Origin of the sequence: Macrococcus psychrotolerans, from assembly GCF_038095555.1 — a bacterium.
Classification (GTDB): Bacteria; Bacillota; Bacilli; order Staphylococcales; family Staphylococcaceae; genus Macrococcoides; species Macrococcoides psychrotolerans.
The window spans coordinates 1,178,070-1,200,156 of the sequence record NZ_CP124591.1 but is presented as its reverse complement, the minus strand read 5'-3'; the positions used below and the strand labels follow the sequence as shown (position 1 = coordinate 1,200,156).

The 22,087-nt window shown below is 37.2% G+C and carries 23 protein-coding genes; 18 read left to right on the top strand and 5 right to left on the bottom strand.

Going from position 1 to position 22,087, the window contains the following annotated elements:
* The first annotated feature begins 1 nt into the window (after window position 1).
* The 12 genes from accC (at window position 2) to QA539_RS06035 (ending at window position 11,038) form a co-directional block, all read left to right on the top strand.
* Entirely contained in the window at window positions 2-1,351 is a 1,350-nt protein-coding gene (gene accC / locus QA539_RS06090) for an acetyl-CoA carboxylase biotin carboxylase subunit (RefSeq protein ID WP_219491919.1), read from the top strand.
* Between the two features lie 85 nt (window positions 1,352-1,436).
* Window positions 1,437-1,784, top strand: coding sequence for an Asp23/Gls24 family envelope stress response protein (locus QA539_RS06085; RefSeq protein ID WP_012657076.1), 348 nt, complete (start codon window positions 1,437-1,439; stop codon window positions 1,782-1,784).
* A 42-nt stretch (window positions 1,785-1,826) separates the two neighbouring features.
* Complete coding sequence (gene nusB, locus QA539_RS06080) at window positions 1,827-2,219, top strand: transcription antitermination factor NusB (protein ID WP_120785626.1); 393 nt, start codon at window positions 1,827-1,829, stop codon at window positions 2,217-2,219.
* A gap of 8 nt (window positions 2,220-2,227) precedes the next feature.
* Window positions 2,228-3,556: an exodeoxyribonuclease VII large subunit gene (gene xseA / locus QA539_RS06075; protein ID WP_419894973.1), complete on the top strand. Its 1,329-nt coding sequence runs from the start codon at window positions 2,228-2,230 to the stop codon at window positions 3,554-3,556.
* A 12-nt stretch (window positions 3,557-3,568) separates the two neighbouring features.
* A complete protein-coding gene (gene xseB / locus QA539_RS06070) occupies window positions 3,569-3,769 on the top strand; it encodes an exodeoxyribonuclease VII small subunit (protein ID WP_219491914.1) in 201 nt (66 codons plus the stop codon).
* Window positions 3,762-4,616, top strand: coding sequence for a polyprenyl synthetase family protein (locus tag QA539_RS06065; RefSeq protein WP_419894972.1), 855 nt, complete (start codon window positions 3,762-3,764; stop codon window positions 4,614-4,616). Before xseB ends, QA539_RS06065 begins: the two co-directional genes overlap by 8 nt.
* Window positions 4,617-4,709: 93 nt before the next feature.
* Window positions 4,710-6,593 (top strand): 1-deoxy-D-xylulose-5-phosphate synthase, encoded by a 1,884-nt coding sequence (gene dxs, locus QA539_RS06060; RefSeq protein WP_419894971.1) that lies wholly within the window; start codon window positions 4,710-4,712, stop codon window positions 6,591-6,593.
* The gene (locus QA539_RS06055; protein WP_419894970.1) at window positions 6,580-7,416 is read left to right on the top strand and encodes a TlyA family RNA methyltransferase; all 837 of its coding nucleotides are present in this window, start codon (window positions 6,580-6,582) and stop codon (window positions 7,414-7,416) included. The genes dxs and QA539_RS06055 overlap by 14 nt, the downstream gene beginning before the upstream one ends.
* Window positions 7,417-7,493: 77 nt before the next feature.
* The gene (gene ahrC / locus QA539_RS06050; protein WP_219491903.1) at window positions 7,494-7,946 is read left to right on the top strand and encodes a transcriptional regulator AhrC/ArgR; all 453 of its coding nucleotides are present in this window, start codon (window positions 7,494-7,496) and stop codon (window positions 7,944-7,946) included.
* Window positions 7,947-7,958: 12 nt separating this feature from the next.
* The gene (gene recN, locus QA539_RS06045) at window positions 7,959-9,626 is read left to right on the top strand and encodes a DNA repair protein RecN (RefSeq protein WP_219491900.1); all 1,668 of its coding nucleotides are present in this window, start codon (window positions 7,959-7,961) and stop codon (window positions 9,624-9,626) included.
* Window positions 9,627-9,638: 12 nt separating this feature from the next.
* Entirely contained in the window at window positions 9,639-10,310 is a 672-nt protein-coding gene (locus QA539_RS06040) for a response regulator (protein WP_099483049.1), read from the top strand.
* 2 nt (window positions 10,311-10,312) lie between these two features.
* Window positions 10,313-11,038 carry a glycerophosphodiester phosphodiesterase gene (locus QA539_RS06035; protein ID WP_419894969.1) on the top strand — a complete coding sequence of 242 codons (726 nt, stop codon included), beginning with the start codon at window positions 10,313-10,315 and terminating at the stop codon, window positions 11,036-11,038.
* 30 nt (window positions 11,039-11,068) lie between these two features.
* Here QA539_RS06035 and QA539_RS06030 read toward each other — a convergent pair whose 3' ends face one another.
* The gene (locus QA539_RS06030; RefSeq protein WP_099483051.1) at window positions 11,069-11,302 is read right to left on the bottom strand and encodes a DUF2627 domain-containing protein; all 234 of its coding nucleotides are present in this window, start codon (window positions 11,300-11,302) and stop codon (window positions 11,069-11,071) included.
* Between the two features lie 172 nt (window positions 11,303-11,474).
* Here QA539_RS06030 and QA539_RS06025 point away from each other — a divergent pair, with 172 nt between their 5' ends.
* The 5 genes from QA539_RS06025 (at window position 11,475) to gndA (ending at window position 16,967) form a co-directional block, all read left to right on the top strand.
* On the top strand, window positions 11,475-12,569 hold the full coding sequence (locus QA539_RS06025; protein WP_120785616.1) for a Glu/Leu/Phe/Val dehydrogenase dimerization domain-containing protein: 1,095 nt from the start codon (window positions 11,475-11,477) through the stop codon (window positions 12,567-12,569).
* A 173-nt stretch (window positions 12,570-12,742) separates the two neighbouring features.
* A complete protein-coding gene (locus tag QA539_RS06020; RefSeq protein ID WP_219491888.1) occupies window positions 12,743-13,180 on the top strand; it encodes a BrxA/BrxB family bacilliredoxin in 438 nt (145 codons plus the stop codon).
* A gap of 3 nt (window positions 13,181-13,183) precedes the next feature.
* Window positions 13,184-14,152: an aromatic acid exporter family protein gene (locus QA539_RS06015; protein WP_099483053.1), complete on the top strand. Its 969-nt coding sequence runs from the start codon at window positions 13,184-13,186 to the stop codon at window positions 14,150-14,152.
* A gap of 245 nt (window positions 14,153-14,397) precedes the next feature.
* Window positions 14,398-15,504 (top strand): M20/M25/M40 family metallo-hydrolase, encoded by a 1,107-nt coding sequence (locus tag QA539_RS06010; protein ID WP_419894968.1) that lies wholly within the window; start codon window positions 14,398-14,400, stop codon window positions 15,502-15,504.
* A 59-nt stretch (window positions 15,505-15,563) separates the two neighbouring features.
* Window positions 15,564-16,967 (top strand): NADP-dependent phosphogluconate dehydrogenase, encoded by a 1,404-nt coding sequence (gndA, locus tag QA539_RS06005; protein WP_283721877.1) that lies wholly within the window; start codon window positions 15,564-15,566, stop codon window positions 16,965-16,967.
* A gap of 110 nt (window positions 16,968-17,077) precedes the next feature.
* On the opposite strand, the gene QA539_RS06000 is transcribed toward gndA, so the two are convergent.
* The 3 genes from QA539_RS06000 to zwf all read right to left on the bottom strand — a co-directional run bounded on the left by QA539_RS06000 (window position 17,078) and on the right by zwf (window position 20,159).
* Window positions 17,078-17,926, bottom strand: a complete 849-nt coding sequence (locus QA539_RS06000; RefSeq protein WP_419894967.1) for an AraC family transcriptional regulator — start codon at window positions 17,924-17,926, stop codon at window positions 17,078-17,080.
* Between the two features lie 10 nt (window positions 17,927-17,936).
* Window positions 17,937-18,536, bottom strand: coding sequence for a hypothetical protein (locus QA539_RS05995; protein ID WP_283721875.1), 600 nt, complete (start codon window positions 18,534-18,536; stop codon window positions 17,937-17,939).
* A 144-nt stretch (window positions 18,537-18,680) separates the two neighbouring features.
* Window positions 18,681-20,159, bottom strand: coding sequence for a glucose-6-phosphate dehydrogenase (gene zwf / locus QA539_RS05990; RefSeq protein WP_419894966.1), 1,479 nt, complete (start codon window positions 20,157-20,159; stop codon window positions 18,681-18,683).
* Window positions 20,160-20,265: 106 nt separating this feature from the next.
* Here zwf and rnz point away from each other — a divergent pair, with 106 nt between their 5' ends.
* The gene (rnz, locus tag QA539_RS05985) at window positions 20,266-21,186 is read left to right on the top strand and encodes a ribonuclease Z (RefSeq protein WP_419894965.1); all 921 of its coding nucleotides are present in this window, start codon (window positions 20,266-20,268) and stop codon (window positions 21,184-21,186) included.
* Between the two features lie 82 nt (window positions 21,187-21,268).
* Here the strand turns inward: rnz and proC are convergent, their stop codons facing one another.
* A complete protein-coding gene (proC, locus tag QA539_RS05980) occupies window positions 21,269-22,072 on the bottom strand; it encodes a pyrroline-5-carboxylate reductase (RefSeq protein ID WP_219491869.1) in 804 nt (267 codons plus the stop codon).
* Window positions 22,073-22,087: the final 15 nt, after the last annotated feature.

Genomic DNA, 22,087 nt, shown 5'->3' with positions numbered 1-22,087 from the left:
TATGAAGAAGGTATTAGTGGCAAATCGAGGAGAGATAGCGGTACGTATCATTCGAGCACTTAAAGATTTAGGAATCCAGTCCGTTGCTATCTATTCAGAAGCTGATAGAGATGCACTACATACACAGCTTGCTGATGAAGCATATTGTGTAGGTCCGAAACAGTCTAAAGACTCTTATTTGAATATCCCGAACATACTGATGATTGCGAGTAGTACAGGATGTGATGGGATTCATCCAGGTTATGGATTTCTAGCAGAGAATGCACGGTTTGCCGAAATGTGTGAGGCATGCCAAATTAAGTTTATCGGCCCAAGTCATCAATCAATCAGTAAGATGGGAATTAAAGACGTTGCTAAAAAAGAGATGATAAAAGCTGGTGTTCCAGTGGTGCCTGGTAGCGATGGGTTACTGGAAGATGTTGAAAGTGCGCTAAAACTTGCTGAAACCATGAGTTACCCGGTCATAATTAAAGCGACTGCTGGCGGTGGTGGCAAAGGCATACGTGTTGCCAGGAATGAGCAAGAGTTAAGAGATGGTTATCGTATGACAGAACAGGAGGCAGAAACTGCATTCGGGAATAAAGGCTTATACTTAGAAAAGTTTATAGAAAATTTCCGTCATGTAGAAATTCAAGTCCTTGCGGATCAATACGGTAATACACTGCATTTCGGGGAACGTGACTGTACGATACAGCGTCGTATGCAGAAACTCGTCGAAGAAAGTCCTTCGCCATATATTGATGAAGCTACGCGATATGCGATGGGTCAGGCAGCAATTAATGCAGCTAAAGCTGTTAACTATGAAGGTGCCGGAACTGTTGAATTTATATATGATATAGATACGAAGCAATTTTATTTCATGGAGATGAACACGCGTATTCAAGTTGAGCATCCAGTTACAGAAATGGTGACAGCGACAGATCTTGTTAGATGGCAGATAAAAATTGCGAGTGGTGAAAAACTTACGATGACACAAGAAGAGATAAAGGTTAACGGTCATGCGATTGAATTTAGAATCAACGCAGAAAATCCATATCATAATTTTATGCCTTCTCCAGGGTTAATTACCCAGTATATTGCTCCTGGGGGTTATGGTGTCAGAGTAGATTCGGCATGTTACACAAACTACAGCATTCCACCTTTTTATGATTCGATGGTTGCCAAGCTTATCGTTCATGATAAAGACCGAGAAACTGCACTAAACTCAGCGTATCGAGCGCTCTCAGAATTTATTATATTAGGTATAGATACAACGATTCCATTCCATATGGCATTAATTCAGAATGAAACATTTCGTTCAAATGACTACAACACTAAATTTCTTGAAGACAACAATATATTGTCAGATTAAAAACGCGTTTAGCGTTTTTTAATTTCTGTTTTTATTTTATAATAAATTCATGGTATAGTTATTGTTATAGACAGGAGGTTATGTCATGATCGAAACAAATAAAAAAGGTAATCTTGGGACAGTTGAAATTGCGCCAAGTGTTATTGAACTCATTGCCTCAATTGCAGTTTCAGAAGTGAAAGGTGTGTCACTTGTACAAAAAAGTAAATCTTTAGAAAAGCTTGGTGTTAAAAATCAACGTGGTGTACAAGTTGATACGAAAGATGACACGATAGTTCTAGATGCGTACTGCGCATTTGACTATGGTACAAAGATTGCAAAGACTGCTACACTTGTACAAAAAGCAATCAAGAATGCACTAGGAAATATGACTGCGATTGAGCCGTCACAAATAAATATCCATATTGTAAATGTTAAATTTAAAGAGAATTAATCAGGGATGCTTGCATCCCTTTTTGATTGAAGGAGAAACTTTATGTCGAGAACAGAATCTAGAGAACATGCGATACAAATATTATTTCAGATAGAAAATGAAGCGCACGAAATATCAGTGGAAGATGCAACACGTTTTATCGTGGAACCTCCAAACAGAGATGTATTTGCTGATGAATTAGTTCGTGGTGTCAGTTCAAAACAAAATGAACTGGATGACAAGATTACGCCACACCTGAAGTCATGGGCATTGGAGCGCCTCAATAAAATTGACCGTATTATACTGAGACTAAGCGCATTTGAATTACTGTATACAGATGCACCAGAAAAAGTAATTGTCAACGAAGCAGTGAACTTAGCGAAGAAATTTAGCGACGATGAAAGCTATAAGTTTATCAACGGAGTTTTGAGTGAAATTATTAAAAATAAGGCGTAGTGATAATTATGGAGAAGTATCTAAGTGTAAGTGCATTAACGAGATATATTAAAACGAAGTTTGATAAAGATCCTTATTTAACCAATGTCTATATTAAGGGTGAACTGTCAAATTTTAAGCGTCATTCAAGTGGCCATCTTTATTTTGCATTAAAAGATAATGACGGTGTTATTAGCTGTATGATGTTTAAGCGTGATGCAGCACAGCTTACTTTCTCTCCAAAAGAAGGAGACAGTGTTCTTATTACGGGACGTATCAGTGTATACGAAAGCAGAGGGAGCTATCAACTTTATGCCAAAGATATTCGATTAGATGGTATTGGTATATTATATGAACGACTAGAAGCTTTGAAGAAAAAGTATTTCGAAAAAGGTTATTTTAATGTAGAAAATAAGAAACAGCTACCAAAATATCCTGAACATATCGCGGTGCTTACAGCGAGTACTGGAGCTGCTGTACAAGATATTAGAACGACGTTATCCAGACGCTATCCTTTAGCGGAAGTTACGTATATTTCAACAATCGTTCAAGGTGAAGCAGCAAAAGATGATATCGTCAATAATTTAAATGCAGCTGATCAGTTAGGTGCCGATGTTATTATCGTGGGACGTGGTGGGGGTTCTATTGAGGATTTGTGGGCGTTCAACGAAGAAGTTGTCGTCGAAGCGATATATGCATGTAATACACCGGTCATTTCTGCGGTGGGGCATGAAACGGACACTACACTCAGTGACTTAGTGGCGGATCACAGAGCCCCTACTCCGACTGCAGCAGCCGTAATGGCAACACCAGATAGCAAAGAGCTGCTCGTCGGGTTAAAGCAAGTAGATATCACGATGCTGCGCGCAATGAATCAAAGACTAAAGCATAATAATGAACGATTAAATTATCTTTCTTCATATTATATCTTTAAAAATCCATATATGCTGATCGAACAGAAGATGCAGAAACTAGATGAGTTTGAGCAGAGAATGAAGCATGCATCATTTAATTTGATCAATCAGAATAAGATGAATTTTCATTTCATTTCGAATAAAATTGATGCGCAGAAGTTGAATACGAAATTAAAGTATCAATATGAGCAGATTCATTCGATGCAGAATGTTATGGATCGAATGCTATCATATAAGCTGTCAAACTATCATCAGCAGCTCAAACACCATATTGCTTTACTGTCATCTTTAAGTCCAGCAGAGACTTTATTACGAGGCTATGCGATTGTGCGAAGTGAGGATAAGATTATTAAATCTGTAGATGATGTGAATGAACATGATTATGTACATATACAGCTTAATGATGGGGAAATTAAGGCAGAAGTGATGCATATTAATAAATAAGAGGTGATTATCATGGCTAAGACATTTGAAGAAATGATGCAGCAGCTGGAATCAATCGTTAAAGCGCTTGACGATGAACAGGTGAGTCTAGAAAAATCTATAGAACTGTATGAACAAGGTGTAAAATTATCTCAAGCCTGCCAAATGAAGCTTGCTGAAGCAGAAGCGAAGCTTACCAAGCTGAATAGTGCTGAGGAAAATCCAGATGAATAAACAGTTTCTCCAAAATATTGAAGATGTGATTGCAGGGTTATATAACTCAAAGGACAACCGGTTATTTGACTCCATGCACTATTCATTAAGTGCTGGTGGCAAGAGGATACGCCCATTATTTGTCTTGACGACTATAGATAGTTTGGGTGGTAATGCTGTTGACGGTCTATCTTTTGGTGTGGCTTTAGAGATGATCCACACGTATTCGCTTATCCATGATGATTTACCTGCCATGGATAATGATGATTATAGACGAGGTAAATTAACAAATCATAAGCATTTTGATGAAGCAACAGCAATATTAGCCGGGGACGCATTATTGACAGACAGCTTTCGTATGATTACAGAAAGTAAGTTTGATGCAGATATCAAGCTGCCGCTTATAAGTCTGTTAAGTGAAGCTGCTGGCTCTAAAGGAATGGTTTACGGACAAATGCTTGATATGGAAGGCGAACATCAGGCACTCGGACTCAATCAGCTGGAACGAGTACATAGTTATAAGACAGGTGAGCTGATTAGAGCGGCATTCGTTGCAGCAGGGATAATCATGAAGCTTTCGGACGAAAAGATGCAGCTTCTAGACCAAATTGGAAGAAATGTGGGGCTCATGTTTCAAATACAGGATGATATATTAGATGTTGAAGGCTCATTTGAAGAGATTGGTAAACCTGTAGGCAGTGATGTCGAAAATGATAAAAGTACTTATGTTTCATTGCTCGGCCTTGAACAATCTAAAGCACTGCTGAAAGAAAAATTTGAACATACAGAAAAACTAGTACAAGCGTTACGTCCAGTTAATGATGGCTTGCTACAGCTTATAAGATTTATTATCGAAAGAAACAAATAATTAAAGCCTGTGAAGGCTTTTTTTATTTTTCATGACTTACAAAAGAGTGTTATAATAGGGATTACTAAAGTATAGACTGTAGGTGGGGAAGTAATGGACGTTACAAAGATTAAAGATCCTTCCTTTTTAAAGGATTTATCATATGAAGAATTAGATGGATTGAGTCAGGACATAAGAACCTTTCTAATAGAAAAGTGTGCAGTTACAGGTGGACATATTGGTGCAAATCTAGGGGTCGTTGAACTGACGATCGCACTCCATAAAGTATTTAATAGTCCAGAAGATAAATTGATATTTGATGTCGGCCATCAGGCATATATCCATAAGATTTTGACAGGTCGAGCAGAGCAGTTCGATACATTACGTCAATATAAAGGATTAAGCGGGTTTCCAAAGCTGAATGAAAGTAAACATGATGTATGGGAAGCAGGGCATAGTTCTACTTCTTTATCAGCAGCGATGGGAATGGCGAAAGCGCGTGATATTCAGCAGCAGCATTATGAAGTAGTGCCCATCATTGGAGATGGAGCGTTAACAGGTGGAATGGCCTTAGAAGCATTAAATCATATTGGTCATGATAAAACGAATATGACAATCATTTTAAATGATAACGAAATGAGTATCGCGCCGAATGTCGGGGCAATGCATAATATGTTCGGAAGATTAAGAACGAACTCGAACTATAATCGTGCTAAAAGTGATATTGATCTCTTCTTGAGCAAACTTCCAGGAGGACATAAGCTTAGAGATTCGGCAGATCGTGTGAAAGACAGTTTAAAATATCTTGTCGTCAACGGTATCTTTTTTGAAGAGTTAGGTATTAAATATATTGGACCGGTAGATGGTCATAACTATAAGGAGCTTGAGGAAGCATTACTGACTTCAAAACGCATTGATGGCCCAGTAATAGTTCACGTCATTACGAAAAAAGGGAAAGGCTATCATCCGGCAGAAAATGATAAGATCGGCACATGGCATGGTCTAGGTCCATATAAACTTGAGACAGGTGAGGTCTTGAAGGGAAGTGTACAAGGCCCTTCTTGGAGTCAGTTTTTTAGTGATACTGTGCAGTCATTTGCAGAAAGAGACAAGACGATCGCAGCCATTACGCCTGCGATGCCTGTCGGAAGTAAGCTCACGAAGTTTCAAAAAGAACTTCCGCAACAGTTTTTTGATGTAGGGATAGCAGAACAACATGCGGTTACAATGGCGGCAGGAATGGCTGCTAACGGTATGAAACCTTACGTTGCGATTTATTCGACATTTTTACAACGGGCATATGATCAAATGCTGCATGACGTGGATAGACAGAACTTACATGTAGTTTTTGGTATCGACCGCTCTGGACTTGTAGGTGCGGACGGGGAGACACATCAAGGTGTCTTCGATATCTCTTTCTTGACGCATATGCCGAATATGACTGTTATGATGCCGAAGGATGAAAATGAAGCGTATCACCTCTTACATAATGCATTTTATGAATATGAGGGCCCTATAGCGATTCGTTATCCCCGTGGTAATGGATATGGTGTGAAAGTAGATGCAACACCAAAAAGTATCGTGCGAGGCAACTGGGAAGTGCTTCATGAAGGCACTGATGTAATCGTATTAAGTTTCGGTCCGACATTAAAGCTCATTGAAGCAGTCAGAGAAGAGCTTCTAAAAGAAGGAGTCAGCATTGAAGTTGTAAATGCACGTTTCATTAAGCCTTTAGATTACCAGTATCTAGATGCCGCTGCTAAACGTAATATCCCTGTATTGACGATAGAAGAAGCAATGTTGAGTGGTGGTTTTGGAGCAGCTGTTAGCAATTATTATTCTGATTTACACTTGAATGTCCACGTAACACGTATTGGAATCGACGATGAGTATATAGAGCATGGGGATGTTTCTATGCTGCTTGACGATATTGGTATTAATAAAGCAAATCTTATCCATGAAATAAAGCAGTTGGCGATATTACATGAAGAAAGTTAGGATAGATGAATATCTTGTAGCTCAAGATTATTATCAGACGAAGGATGCTGCAATGCGTGCAATAATGGCAGGACTCGTTTTTGATGATAATATACGTATTGATACTGCTGGTGAAAAGATTGATCCGCTAAAGATAAGAATACGAGTTAAGGATCAACGAAAAAAATATGTAAGTAGAGGCGGACTGAAATTAGAGAAAGCACTACAGCAATTTGAACTCGATATAAATGATCGCGTTCATCTCGATATAGGATCCTCTACAGGAGGTTTCACGGACTGTGCACTTCAAAATGGTGCAAAACATGTATATGCGCTCGATGTCGGAACAAACCAGCTGGATTACCGTCTTCGTATTCATCCGAAAGTCACAGTAATGGAACAGACAAACTTTAGATATGTTTCGCGTGATTTATTTGTTCCTATTCCTGACTTTGTAAGCATTGATGTCAGCTTTATCTCTCTGTCGCTTATATTTAAGACACTTGTCGAAGTTATTAAAGATGGCAGTGATATAATTGCGCTGATCAAACCACAGTTTGAAGCCCATAAAGAACAGGTTGATAAAGGTATCGTCAAGTCGAAGGATACACATATAAATGTAATCCAAAAAGTATTGAATTATGCAACTGATTATAATCTGCGCCCTCAAAACCTTACGTATTCTCCAATCTCGGGGACTAAAGGGAATATTGAATATTTATTGCATCTTAAATTTGAGAAGGGTACGATGGATAATCATTCACATAATAGACAGCAAATTTTTAAGGATACTGATATTATATCCATCATAAATGAAGCTTTTAATACTTTAAACCACTGTTAGGTCAGTGGTTTTTTCATATACAATGATACATGTCTATGATAGAATATAATGTATAAATATGCACATGGAGGTGCACAATGGCCAACAAGACGATGCGACAAATTAAAATTAGAGAGATCATTTCTAATCAGCATATTGAAACACAGGAAGAACTGGTAGAAAAATTAAATGAAATCAACCTAAATGTAACTCAGGCAACCATTTCGAGAGATATAAAAGAGCTACAGCTTATTAAAGTACCGACTAAGGACGGACAATATGTATATTCTCTACCAAGAGATCGCAAGTATCACCCGATTGATAAACTCGGACGATATTTGATGGATTCTTTTGTAAAACTAGATGGTACGGAGAACTTACTCGTCTTAAAGACATTACCAGGTAATGCACAATCCATTGGAGCCATCATTGATCAGCTTGAATGGGATGAAGTAATCGGTACAATTTGTGGAGATGACACATGCTTATTAATATGTAGAGATAAATCTGCTGCGGCGCAGGTTACGGAACGTATTTTTAACATGTTATAATGGGGGTATTAGATGCTTGTTTCATTATCTATTCAGCAGTTTGCAATTATTGAATCATTAGAGATTGAACTTAAAAATGGCTTAACAGTATTAAGTGGAGAAACTGGGGCAGGAAAGTCAATTATTATTGATGCGATTGGGCAGTTGATTGGAATGCGTGCGAGTCAGACTATGGTTCGTCATGGAGAACAAAAAGCAGTTGTAGAAGGTGTATTTGATATTGAGAACAATGATAAGGTGATATACCTGCTTGAACAAAAAGAGATACCACTCGATGATTTTATGCTTGTCAAGCGCGAAATTTTTAAAAGCGGTAAAAGTCTTTGTAGAATAAATAACCACCTGATAACGTTAACTGAACTTCGTGAAGTTATGCAAGAGCTTCTTGATATTCATGGACAACACGAAACACAGCATCTACTAAAACCGAAATATCATATTATGCTGCTCGATGAATATTCAGAGCAGGACTATCAGAAGTTATATGAAGAATACAGAGCGTATTACTTTGACTACAAAGAGAAACAGAAGGAGCTAGAACAGCTCCAGCAAAAAGATGAAGCACTGCTTCAAAGACTTGATCTGATAAAATATCAGTATAAAGAGTTATCGGATAAAAATCTTGTGGTGAATGAAAAAGAACGTTTAGAAGAAGAGATTAATCGACTTGAAAACTTTGAAAAATTAAACGATGTCTTATCTAAATCGATAACGCTGCTTAATGATGAGGGAAAATTACTGGAATTATTGTTTGATTTTAAAGAGCAGCTGACAGAAGTAAGTGCAATTATTCCTGGAAAGTTTGATAAAACAAAAGAAGAAGTAGAAGGGCTATATTATATTTTAGATGACACAAAGCATACATTACATGATGCACTTTCGAATAACGATTATGATGAACAGGAGCTTAATGATTTACAAGCTCGTTTGAATGATATCCAATTTTTAGAACGAAAGTATGGTAAATCCTTAAATGATCTAATTCCATTTATTGAGGAACTGCAAGCGGAAATCAATAAAATAGAAAATATCGAAGAATCGACAACGCAACTTCACCAGGCTATCGCACACCTATACGACAAAGTTATGACTTCAGGGTCACAACTGAGCAAAGCAAGACGACGCGTTGCGCAGAGTCTCAGAGATAACATTTTAGATGAGATCCACCATCTTGAGATGAAAGGTGCAAACTTTGAAATGGCTTTCCATAAAACTGAACCGACAAGTGAAGGAATCGAGTCATTGGAATTTATGATTAGTCCAAATAAAGGTGAACCTTTGAAACCATTATATAAAATTGCTTCAGGTGGGGAACTTTCTCGTATTATGTTAGCCCTAAAGAGTATATTTGCAGAATCAAAAGGAAAGACTGCTATATTGTTTGATGAAGTAGACACTGGCGTTTCAGGTAAAGTAGCACAGAAAATGGCTGAAAAGATGCATGATATATCTGAGTATATTCAAGTGATATGCATATCACATTTGCCTCAGGTTGCTGCAATCAGTGATCATCATCTCTATATAGAGAAGATCGAACATGATGATCGCACGATTACTCAGATTACAGAACTTGATGGAGAGATGAGAATTCATGAAGTTGCAAGAATGATATCGGGGGTAGAGGTCACACCGTTAACGCTTGATCATGCAGCAGAATTAATTGCTCAAAACACTAAGTAGAAGAGGGATAATATGGTACTTAAAGTTGCAATAGTTGATGATTCAAGGGAATTAGCACTCTCGATCAAGTCCTATCTAGAACAATATGACATGAAGGTCGTAGCGATGTGTCATAATGGAAAAGATGCAGTGCACATGATTGAAACATGCGATTTTGATCTACTTCTACTTGATCTGATTCTCCCGTACATTGATGGTATTGGCTTACTTGAAAAATATATTCCTAGATCTCATGAGTATAAGATAATCTGTTTAAGCGCCTTTGGCAAAGACTCGATCTTAAGAGAGGCGATGTCGTTAGGTGTCGATTATTTCATACTTAAGCCGATTAATTTTGATAATTTTATCAGCAGAATCTATCAAATTTGCAATATGGATTTTGTTGATCATACAGATCAGCTGTTGAATAACTTAGGCTTTAACGACAAACATAAAGGAACAAGATATTTAAAGGATGCACTTGATATTGTGAGCAAACATCCAAATGAGAAAATTCAACTGACGATCATGCTATATCCTGAAATCGCTGAATTACATCAAGTGAAATCGGCGAATGTTGAAAGGTCTATTCGCCATGCGATAGAAAAAGCATGGAGCAATGGGTTAGAACAAATTTTTAAGGAGCAGGGCAGATACATAAAGCCGACAATTGGTGAACTTATTAAATTTCTGAAGGATGGATAGTTATGGTAATGATATTTGCACACCGAGGATATTCCGCTAAATACCCAGAAAACTCATTACTTGCCTTTAATAAGGCAGTCGAATATGGTGCAGACGGCTTCGAATTAGATATACATCTGACCAAAGATGAACAGATCGTTGTGATTCATGATCATACAATCAACCGAACAACAACTGGAAGAGGAAAAGTTGTAGAAATGTCATTTGATGAAATTCAGCAGTTTAACATTAAGAACGGCCTCTTTAATGTGACTGATGAAAAGGTGCCGCTACTCAGTGAAGTTTTAGATATCGTGAAAAAGCATAATAAGCTATTAAATATCGAAATTAAAGCTGAAGCAGGTAAGATAGAGATAAAATTACATGAACTATTAACGCGTTATGATATTATTGATCAGATTATCATATCAAGCTTTAATATTGAAAGTTTAGTTAAGATGGAAGCGTTAGATTCATCATACGAAACTGCTTTGTTATTTGATAGATATCATACGTCACCTTGGGACTATAAGACAAGTTATAATATAAAGAGTATCCATCCGAATGCAAAGCATATCACGATTGATCACCTTGTTGAACTAGAACATAATGAACTTCCAGCAAGAGTATATACAGTAAACAAAGAAAAAGATCTGAAGACATGGATGAGTAGCAGTGTTACCGGGATTATTACAGATGAAGTTGAACGTGCAGTCCAATTAAAACGAACGAAAAAAATCGAGAGCTGAGTTTACAGCATCTCGATTTTTTGAATATAATTATTTACGGAACTTTTGCTGTGCTCGTTTACTTTTCTTTTCGATGTGCAGTATATATCCACCGACAAAACTAACACCAAGCACCATCAAAACAAACCCAATAATAAATTGTAGCCAAATATAATGGAGCTCTGGAACAAGAATACCAAAAAGTGCATCTCTCATCCATTTAATACCTAATCCAGCCAAATAGATTGGAACAACAAGCACCATCAATGCAATAACCTTTTTCAAAACATCACCAATTTCATTTTTATATATCGTTATTATAACATGATTGTATTAATTTGATAGTCGAAAAATATGCTGCAATCTAATAAAACTTCGTAAATTGAAATATTTAATTGTTAGTACTATAATAAAAATGTAAGCAGTTACATATCTTGATCTGAAAAGGGGAATAGCAATGATATTTGAAACATTAGAACGATACGATTATGAGCAGGTTGTATTCTGTCAGGATAAGGCGAGCGGTCTTAAAGCAATCATAGCAATACATGATTCAACGCTAGGTCCTGCACTTGGGGGATGCAGAATGTGGCCATATAATAGTGAAGAAGAAGCAATTGAAGATGCGCTTCGATTAGCTCGTGGAATGACGTATAAGAACGCAGCAGCGGGACTTAATCTAGGTGGTGCGAAGACGGTTGTCATCGGCGATCCTAAGAAAGATAAGTCTGAAGCGATGTTCAGAGCGTTAGGACGTTATATCCAAAGTCTAAATGGTCGTTATATTACTGCAGAAGATGTCGGTACATCCGTTACAGATATGGACACGATATATGCAGAAACTGACTATGTTGTAGGATTATCAGAAAGTTATGGATCAAGCGGTAATCCAAGCCCGATGACAGCGTTAGGCGTATATCGTGCGATGAAACGTACGGCCAAAGAAGCATTTGGCGATGACAGCTTAGCAGGTAAGACGATTTCTGTACAAGGTGTAGGAAATGTGTCTTATACTTTATGTAAATATTTACACGAAGAAGGTGCGAAACTAATCGTTACAGATATCTTCCAGGAATCAATTGATCGCGCGGTGAATGACTTCGGCGCAACTGCAGTGAAGCCTGAGGAAATCTATTCTGTTGAAGCGGATATCTTTGCACCATGTGCATTAGGCGCTGTTCTAAACGATGATACAATTCCACAACTGAAAGTTAAGGCAGTGTGTGGATCTTCGAATAACCAGCTGAAGGATATGGAAATCCATGCAGCGATGCTTAAAGAAAGAAATATTATCTATGCACCAGACTTTGTTGTAAACTCTGGGGGAGTTATTAATGTAGCTGATGAGTTAAGCGGCTATAACCAGGACCGTGCAACAAAAAAAGTCAATGAAATCTATGATCAGATGGATAAAGTATTTGAAATCGCGAAACGTGATAACATTTCAACAGCTTTAGCAGCAGAACGCTTAGCTGAAGAACGTATTGATCAGATGATGCGTGTACGTAGTACATTTAGTTTGAATGAACATTCTTTGATTTCGAGACGTTAAGAGCTATTCTAAGCACCTACAAAAGATTTTTGCAGGTGCTTTTCTTTTAATGTCGGTAGCAGAATGAATTAAAAGCTTATCTATATGTGTTAAAATTTCACGAATTAATCACTAGATTTAACAGGCTTTATTCGTTATGATAGTTGTATCAATTTAGAAGAGGTGTTATATCAATGGATATGAATTTCAATATGTATATGGAAGATTTTGTTAACACAGCGCGTCAAGAGATTGAGAATGCAGGGTATAAGCAATTAACGACGTCTGAAGCGGTAAATGAAACATTCGATAAGCCTGGTACAACTTTTGTTATGATTAATTCGGTTTGTGGGTGTGCGGGTGGAATAGCTCGTCCAGCTGCAGCTCATGCTGTTCACTATGATAAATTACCGGATCAGCTTGTAACAGTATTTGCAGGTCAGGATAAAGAAGCAACTGCTACAGCGCGTGAATATTTCGAAGGTTATCCACCAAGCAGTCCATCATTTGCATTACTTAAAGATGGTAAGATTATCTCTATGATTGAAAGACATGAAATTGAAGGTCATGATCCTATGAGTGTTATTACAAATATTCAAGCATTATTCGAAGAGCATTGCGAAGAGCGTTAATAGATGAAGATTAGACCTTATCGTATTGGATTCAGAACGATAAAGACAGCATTCGGGATGGCTCTGGGTGTAATTATCTGTAAGTTATTAGGACTTGATAATTACGCATCAGCAGCCATCCTGGTTGTTTTATGTGTAAAAAATACACGTGTAAAGTCATTGCAGGCAGCCAGCGCGCGTTTCTTTTCGTGTATGCTAGGATTACTGTTTTCTTATCTATTCTTTACGCATCTTGGGTTTAATCCAGTCGTGCTCGGTTTACTTGTACTAGTCTTTATTCCAGTGACTGTTATGTTCGGTATTGAAGAAGGTGTAGTCACCAGTTGTGTCATCATTCTACATTGTTTTAATTTTGGTTATATAAACCGACACGTAATAATCAATGAAATAACTTTGATTGTCGTCGGACTTGGCATTGCATTATTGCTTAATCTATATATGCCGGACTTATCAATGCGATTGAATGAGTATAAGAAAGAAATCGAAGCAGAGTTTCAGGTCATCGTCTCAAAGTTGAGTGATGCGCTTATCTATCCAGAAATAGCACTAGATAAACAACAGATTGTTAAGCTGCATCAGACGATAGAACGTGCTAAATCTGTAGCATATACAGAAGTGGAGAATCATTTTACAAGAAATGAAAATTCATACTATCATTACTTTAATATGCGTGAAGCACAGCTTGAACTTCTGTTACGGATGGTGGACCTAATTAACCAGATGGACCATAGTGATAAGCTTCATGTTAATTGTAGTAATCTATTACAAGACTTATCAAGCAATATATCCAGCAACAATTTCACTGCTATCCGATTACATGACCTATATGCTATTATGCTGGATGTTGAAAAGTATCCTTTACCGATGAATAATAAACAGTTGAAATCAAGAGCAGCTTTAATCCAGCTTCTGAATGAGATTGAGCAGTATCTTGAGATTAAATCAAATTTTGGATCACTAAAACTCTACTAAAAAATCAGGACGCAGTCCTGATTTTTTAGTTCGTTAAATATGGTAGTACACTGCTTAAAATAAGAGCAGATACTATAAGTACAAGTAAAATGATGATTGTAAAACGTAAAAGATTTTTGTTCAAGGAAACCATCCTTTCATAAGTATTAAAATAATTATAACAAATGTCTCATGCCAATGCTTAGACTTTTCTGTTTACCTAACCTTTGGTACATTAGTAGTAACGAAAAAAAAGGAGAGATGATATGGATACTGAACGATTAGTAGAAACATTTAAAAGTCTTGTCAAGATTGATAGTGAAACAGGACATGAAAGAGCAATCGCTGATCACCTTAAAAATGTATTTTCAGAGCTCGGACTGCAAGTAGAAGAAGATGACACTCAGCAAAAGACAGGTTTTGGTGCGGGCAATCTTTTTATTACATTAAAAGGAAACACAGATCAAAAACCGATATTATTATCTTGTCACATGGATACGGTGACACCTGGTCAAGGTATAGAACCGATTGTAACCGATGGTATCATCCATACTGATGGTAGTACCATTCTTGGTGCGGATGATAAAGCAGGTATTGCAGCAATTATCGAAACGATTCAGACATTGCAAGAAGAGCATCGTGACCATGGTGAAATTCAAATCGTGATTACTGTAGGAGAGGAGTCATCACTAGTCGGGGCTAGAGCTTTAGATGGTAGTAAATTAGTTGACGGCTATGGATTTGCATTGGATGCAGGTAACAAAGTCGGTACAATCGTCAATAGAGCCCCTAATAATGCATCATTAAATGTCACTATTAAAGGTGTTACAGCACACGCTGGTGTTGAGCCTGAAAAAGGTGTAAGTGCAATTAATATAGCTTCACGTGCAATCAGTAATATGAAGCTCGGAAGAATAGATGGTGAAACTACTGCAAATATTGGCCGTATAGAAGGTGGAGAAAAAACGAATATTGTAGCTGACAGCTGCTTTATACTCGCTGAAGCAAGAAGCCTGGATGAGGAAAAGATGCATCAACAAGTACAGCACATGAAAGAGGCATTTTTAACAGCCGCTGCAGAACTTGGTGGGTCAGCAGACGTAGAAGTTACTGTGAATTATCCATCATTCCATGTACCTGAAGAAAGCGAAGTAATAAAGATAGCACAGCAATCAGCACTTAATATCGGTCGAACGCCTGAGGTGGTATCCAATGGTGGCGGTAGTGATGCCAACCTTATTAATAGTTATGGTGTTCCAACAGTTGTTCTTGCGGTTGGTTATGAGAAGATTCATACAGTAAATGAAAGAATTGCAGTTACGGAGATGGAGAAATTAACAGAACAGGTCCTTGAAATCATCAAGCTTGTTTAATCAAAGTGACATTACAATATGTTATAATGAAATGGAATAATTATTGAAAGAGGTAGAGTATGAGTAAACAACAAATAGGTGTTATTGGTCTTGCAGTTATGGGTAAAAATCTTGCATGGAATATTGAATCGAGAGGTAATTCTGTTTCAGTCTATAATCGTTCAAGTGACAAAACAGACTTAATGATGAAAGAATCAACTGGTAAGAATATTCATCCGACATATACTTTGGAAGAATTCGTAAATAGTCTTGAAACTCCCCGAAAGATTATGATGATGGTTAAAGCAGGAGAAGCAACAGATGCGACAATTGAAAGTCTATTGCCATTATTAGATAAAGGTGACATTCTAATTGACGGCGGCAATACCAATTATAATGATACGATTCGACGTAATGTCTATCTTTCTGAAAAAGGAATCAACTTTATCGGAACGGGTGTTTCTGGTGGTGAAGAAGGCGCACTTCACGGTCCATCTATCATGCCAGGTGGTCAGAAGGAAGCTTATGAACTCGTTAAACCGATTCTAGAATCTATTGCAGCAAAAGCTAAGGATGGCAAGCCGTGTGTCGCTTATATTGGTCCAGATGGAGCAGGACATTATGTGAAGATGGTACATAACGGTATAGAATATGCGGATATGCAGCTTATAGCAGAAAGCTATGATCTGATGAAGAATGTACTCAATATGTCACATCAAGAAATTGCAGAAACATTTAAGACATGGAATGAAGGAGAGCTAGATAGCTATCTTATCGAAATTACGGCTGATATCTTTAATAAGCTAGATGAAGATGGCACACCGCTTGTAGAGAAAGTACTGGACAAAGCAGGACAAAAAGGTACAGGTAAGTGGACATCAATTAATGCGCTTGACTTAGGGGTTCCATTAACGATTATTACCGAATCTGTATTTGCCAGAACGATATCAAGTCAAAAAGATGAACGTGTAATTGCGCATGAAGCTATTCAAAATGAAAAGAATAATTTTGAAGGAAATAAGGATGAATTCCTTGAAGCCATTCGTGAAGCATTATATATGAGTAAGATTTGTTGTTATGCTCAAGGATTTGCACAGATGAAAGAAGCTTCAGACAGCTATAACTGGGACTTACAGCTTGGTGATCTCGCAATGATCTGGCGTGAAGGGTGTATTATACGTGCACAGTTCTTACAAAAGATCAAAGACGCATATGATCTTGATAATGATCTTCAGAATTTATTGCTTGATCCTTATTTTAAAGGGATTGTTGAAAAATATCAGCAAAGTTTAAGAACGGTTGCATCAACTGCAATTTTGACAGGTACACCGGTACCGACTTTTGCTTCTGCAATCAACTATTTTGATTCATATACTGCGAAAGATCTTCCTGCTAACCTTATCCAGGCACAGCGTGATTATTTTGGAGCACACACATATGAAAGAAAAGATAAAGCAGGTACATTCCATACGGACTGGAAATAATAATTTTTTCATTCTGAAAATATAATAAGTAAATTCAAATAAACCAGAACAATACTGTCACTGTACAGCATCGTTCTGGTTTATTTGATATATTGATTTATAATCTGACATTAGAATTGTTTCTCGATAGGAATCCATAGCTCTACTTTATTAAAGTGGTTGTCGAATGCATAATCTGAAGGAAGCACATAGACAAACTGCTCATTCCTTAAATAATTAAGTTGAAGATCGACCTGTTTTTCGATAGAATACCAAATCTCACTGAAAATATAATCCAGATGTCCTCTGGATTGAAATACTGCATATTGAGCACGATTGATGGCGAAAGTTTCATAATGATAAGATCGTTCTGACTGAACGCCGATAAATATATGAACACCTGTTATATCCGGATGAAGTGTTACATATAATTTACCATTCGTACTCAAATGCAACAATTCATCGATAAATCCATCCTGGTTTTCATTATAGATTAGATCAGGAATTAAAAATTGATTCGATAGATGCTGGTTATCTATTCTGACGGATTTTCCGACTAACTCAGTATGATCAGCATGTTTTATACTATAATGCGCGGGGGGCTTCGTTGTTGTTGAGAGCTGCAGATAAAGGCGATGAACCATCTGGAGTTTCTCTGGATTTGCACGGGCTTGTATCGGAGAAGTTCCATGAAATTCACTAAACGCTGTACTGAATTCATGAGCACTCGTATAACCGTACTTTTTTGCAACGTCGACAAGTCTATAGTTTCCGTTCAATAAATAGTTTGCAGCTTCTGTCATCTTCCTGCTGTGGAGGTATTCTTCCACAGTCATTCCTGTGATCATGGTAAAGGACTGTGTAATATGGAATGCACTCTCTTCAAGGTAATTACTAAGGTCATCAAGTGTAAATGACTGTAATAAATGATCTTCAAGATATACGATTGTTTTTTGGACAGTTTCAATTGATTTCATCATTTCACACTTTCTAAATCTCGTAGTTAATAGCGTAGATATGTATCATTTCCTGCTTGTCGTTATCATAGTCTTCTAGCTTGATCGTGTGAAGCAGGGTGATTTCATTGAAATATTGCAAGTAGTTGATATAACTAGCATCAGGATAATACAAGATGAGTAATTTTCTTTGTAAGTCCTTAATTGACAGTAGCGAATCGATAAACTTTTTGAAGATATGTACAGAAAAAGGATTGAATAGAAAGAAAATGCTATCCTGTGCTTTAATATTATAATCCAATATATCACAGTTGATCGCTTCGATATGGCATCGGTGATGCTTTGAATATGCCTGGATATTCTTTAATGCATGCATATAAAGCTGTTTGTTAATTTCGATGCCTTTAGTTTGAACTTGTAGCTGATGGGCCGCATAGATTGGTACTCGATGCATCCCTGAGCCGATATCGACAAATACGTCATCAACAGTTATCAATGGCTTAATCATTTGGAATAGTTTTTCGAGATGTATATAGTCTGTCGGTTCATAGCGATGAATTGCACCACGAGAGTATGACTCATAATAAATTTCTGTCTGAATATTAAGCTGGTGATCAAAGTATGCATCGTTCATAAAGTTAAATCCTTTTTATGATTAAGATAACATAAATAAATAGAAAATAAAATTATTACTTTGAATTATAGAGTTGAATCATATTAAATAACACCCGAACAAAAACTGTTCAGATGTTATTTAATGATAAAGCTGTATATATGTTTAGAAGTCCCACCAATGGAAATTGTCACGACTAAGCAGTAATTCGCTCTTGATTGGTCCGTTGCTCCCTGCTGGGTAGTTTGGAAATGGTGCTGGATTGTTATCCCAGTATTCCGCTACTGTATCAACATATGACCAAGTTGCTTTCAATTCTTCCCAATGCGTAAAGTTTGTCGCATCGCCACGTAAACAGTCATAGATTAATCCTTCGTATGCATCTACGGTGTTCATCTTATCTTGTGTAGTCATCGCATAAGAGAGCTTTACAGGCTCTGTGTCGAGGCCTTCTATATATTTACGAGCATTTAAATGAAGTTCAATGCCTTCGTTTGGCTGAATGTTGATGATCAGCAGATTTGAATCGAGTTCGTTGTCTTTTTGATAATATAGATTCATCGGCATTTCTTTGAATTCTACAACCACTCTGATTTCTTTTTCTTTCATGCGCTTTCCAGTTCTAATATAAAATGGCACACCGGCCCATCTGAAGTTATCAAGCATGACTTTCGCTGCAACGAAAGTAGGGGTATTACTATCTGGTGCGACATTATCTTCATCACGATATTTTTTTACCTTCTCACCGTTGATTTCACCAGCATCATACTGCCCGCGAACAAAATAGCTTTTGACATGTTCTGGTTTGATCTTACGAATGGAACGTAAAGCTTTTACTTTTTCATTTCTGATATCTTCTGATGAGAGTGAGATAGGAGGCTCCATTGCCAGAAGAGAAACGATTTGCAGCATATGATTCTGAACCATGTCTTTAAGGGCGCCACTCTTGTCATAGTAGCCTCCTCGATCTTCAACACCAAGTATTTCAGATGAAGTGACCTGGATATTTGAGATGTATTTATTGTTCCATAATGGTTCGAACATAGCATTGCTAAAGCGGATGACCTCAATGTTTTGCACCATATCTTTTCCGAGATAGTGGTCGATACGATATATTTCTTCTTCTTTGAATGATTTACGAATCTGCTGATTCAACTGTTCAGCAGATTTCAGATCCTTACCGAATGGTTTTTCAATTATTAAACGTTTGAAACCATCCGTCTTTGTAAGGCCACTTAATTTTAAATGATCGGTAACAGTACCAAAGAATTCTGGAGCCATTGCTAAATAAAATAGGCGGTTACCTTGCAGATTAAATTCACTATCCAAAGTTTCTGAAAGAGATTTGAGCGATGCATAGCTTGCTGCATCATTTACATCATGCGGCTGGTAAAATACGTGTTCCATAAAGGCGTCAATCTTATGTGTATCAGCTACGAAGTTCTCGATAGATGCTCTGATTTCAGCTCTGAATTTATCGTTTGACCAGTCACGTCGGCCGATTCCTATGATTGCAATTTGGTCATTGAGATTTCCTTGTTGAAAAAGATGGAACAGGGATGGAAATAATTTACGATGACTTAAGTCGCCTGTTGCACCAAAAATGGTAATTAAGCAGGGAATATTTTGCTTTTTTATATCCAAGATAACTAACCTCGATTCTATTGTTATTCTTTATATTTTTTCATAGAACACATAAAAATACAATTAAAACATGCTATAATTACGTGATGAAAAGGTGGTTTTTAATTTGAAGATTATTTGTTTAGGAACGAGCGCCGGATTACCTACAAAAGAAAGAAATACGCAGACGACGATCCTTTCTTTAAATCCACTCTATAATGAATACTGGATGTTTGATTGTGGGGAAGCAGCACAACATCAAATATTACATACTAACATTAAACTTGGTAAGCTCACGCATATATTTATTTCTCATCTGCATGGAGATCATATCTTTGGACTACCAGGTGTATTAACTTCAAGAAGTTTTCAAGGGGGCCAGGACAAAAAACTGACATTATATGGTCCAGCTGGGTTAAAACAGTTTGTTGATACAGTACTGACGATCTCCTGTTCACATCTTAATTATCCTCTTGAGATTATCGAGATTGATCATGGTGACGAATTTATTATCAATGATATCGAAATAACAGTCGGAGCATTAAAACATGGGATCCCTTCATTCGGATACAGAGTAGTAATGCCTGATACGGCTGGTAACTTAATAAAAGAAAAGTTGATAGCTGAAGGCATCGCTCCAGGTCCGGTCTATAAAGAGTTTAAGTTGCGTGAACAAGTCATAGTAAATGGGAAAATATACAACACTGAGGATTTTAAGACTGCCGGAAAAAAAGGGAAGAGGCTCGTATTTTTTGGAGATACAATGCCTTGTGAAAACGAAGCTTCTTTGGCAGAGAATGCAGATGTTGTTGTACATGAGTGTACATATCTCGATGGGGATGTAGAATTAAGTCATAAATACTATCATAGTCATATTGATGATGTCCTATCTTTTGTCAGTACGGGAAATGTGAAAAAGCTTATTATCAATCATGTCAGCAATCGCTATACTACTAAAGATATAAATCGATTACTAGCTGAAATAGAAACTAAAACAGAATGTGAAGTTTTTATTGCAGATGATTTTTCTGAGTACGATGTGGAATAAAATCAAAAAGACGGCTGGAAACAAAAATCATTTCCTTCCGTCTTTTTTGATTTTATTCATGTATATCGGTGTCACTACCGTTTTATTCACTTAGTTCTTTGCTTCTGTTCAACGCGTGTTCTAAACAATCAATAAATATTTCTTCTATTGGATGCTTGCGCAGAGCATCTAATCCGGCTTTAGTTGTTCCCCCTTTAGAGGTAATATTTTCGCGTAGCTGATCAATTGAAAGTTCTGAGTTTTCCAGCATTCTTCCAGTACCTATAATCAAGTTTCTCACGGCAATATCCGTATCATCAGGAGACAGTCCAAGATGCTTTGCAGCTTTTATATATTCTTCATATACATAGTAAAGAAACGCAGGTCCACTTCCTGTTATTGCAGTGACATCATGAAGAGATTCTTCTTTCACTTCGATAGATGTACCGAATGCTTCCAGTAGGGCATTAAGATTTGATTTAGCATCTTCACCAAAATTATCAGAATAAGATATGCCGGTAACCGATTGCTGAACATGTGCATTCGTATTCGGCATAATGCGTGCGACTGGATTATGTGCATTTAATTTATTCTTAATTTGATTGATTGGAACACCAGCCATCATTGATACAAAGTGGTTTTCTTCAAAGAGATAAGGTTTGATTCGTTGTGCTACTGAATCAAAGTCGTACGGTTTTACCGCCAGGAAGACGAAATCAGCATCTTTTAACAGAGCCTCGTCGTCATAGCTATAATTTATTTGATAAAGTTGATTAAAGCGTTTTAATTCTTCTTCATTAGAGCGGTTCGTGATAAATATATCCTTGCCTTGAATCGTTTTACTCTCAACAAGTCCGATAAAAATGGCACTTGCCATATTACCAGAACCAAAGAACACGATTTTCATACTATCCCTCCATAA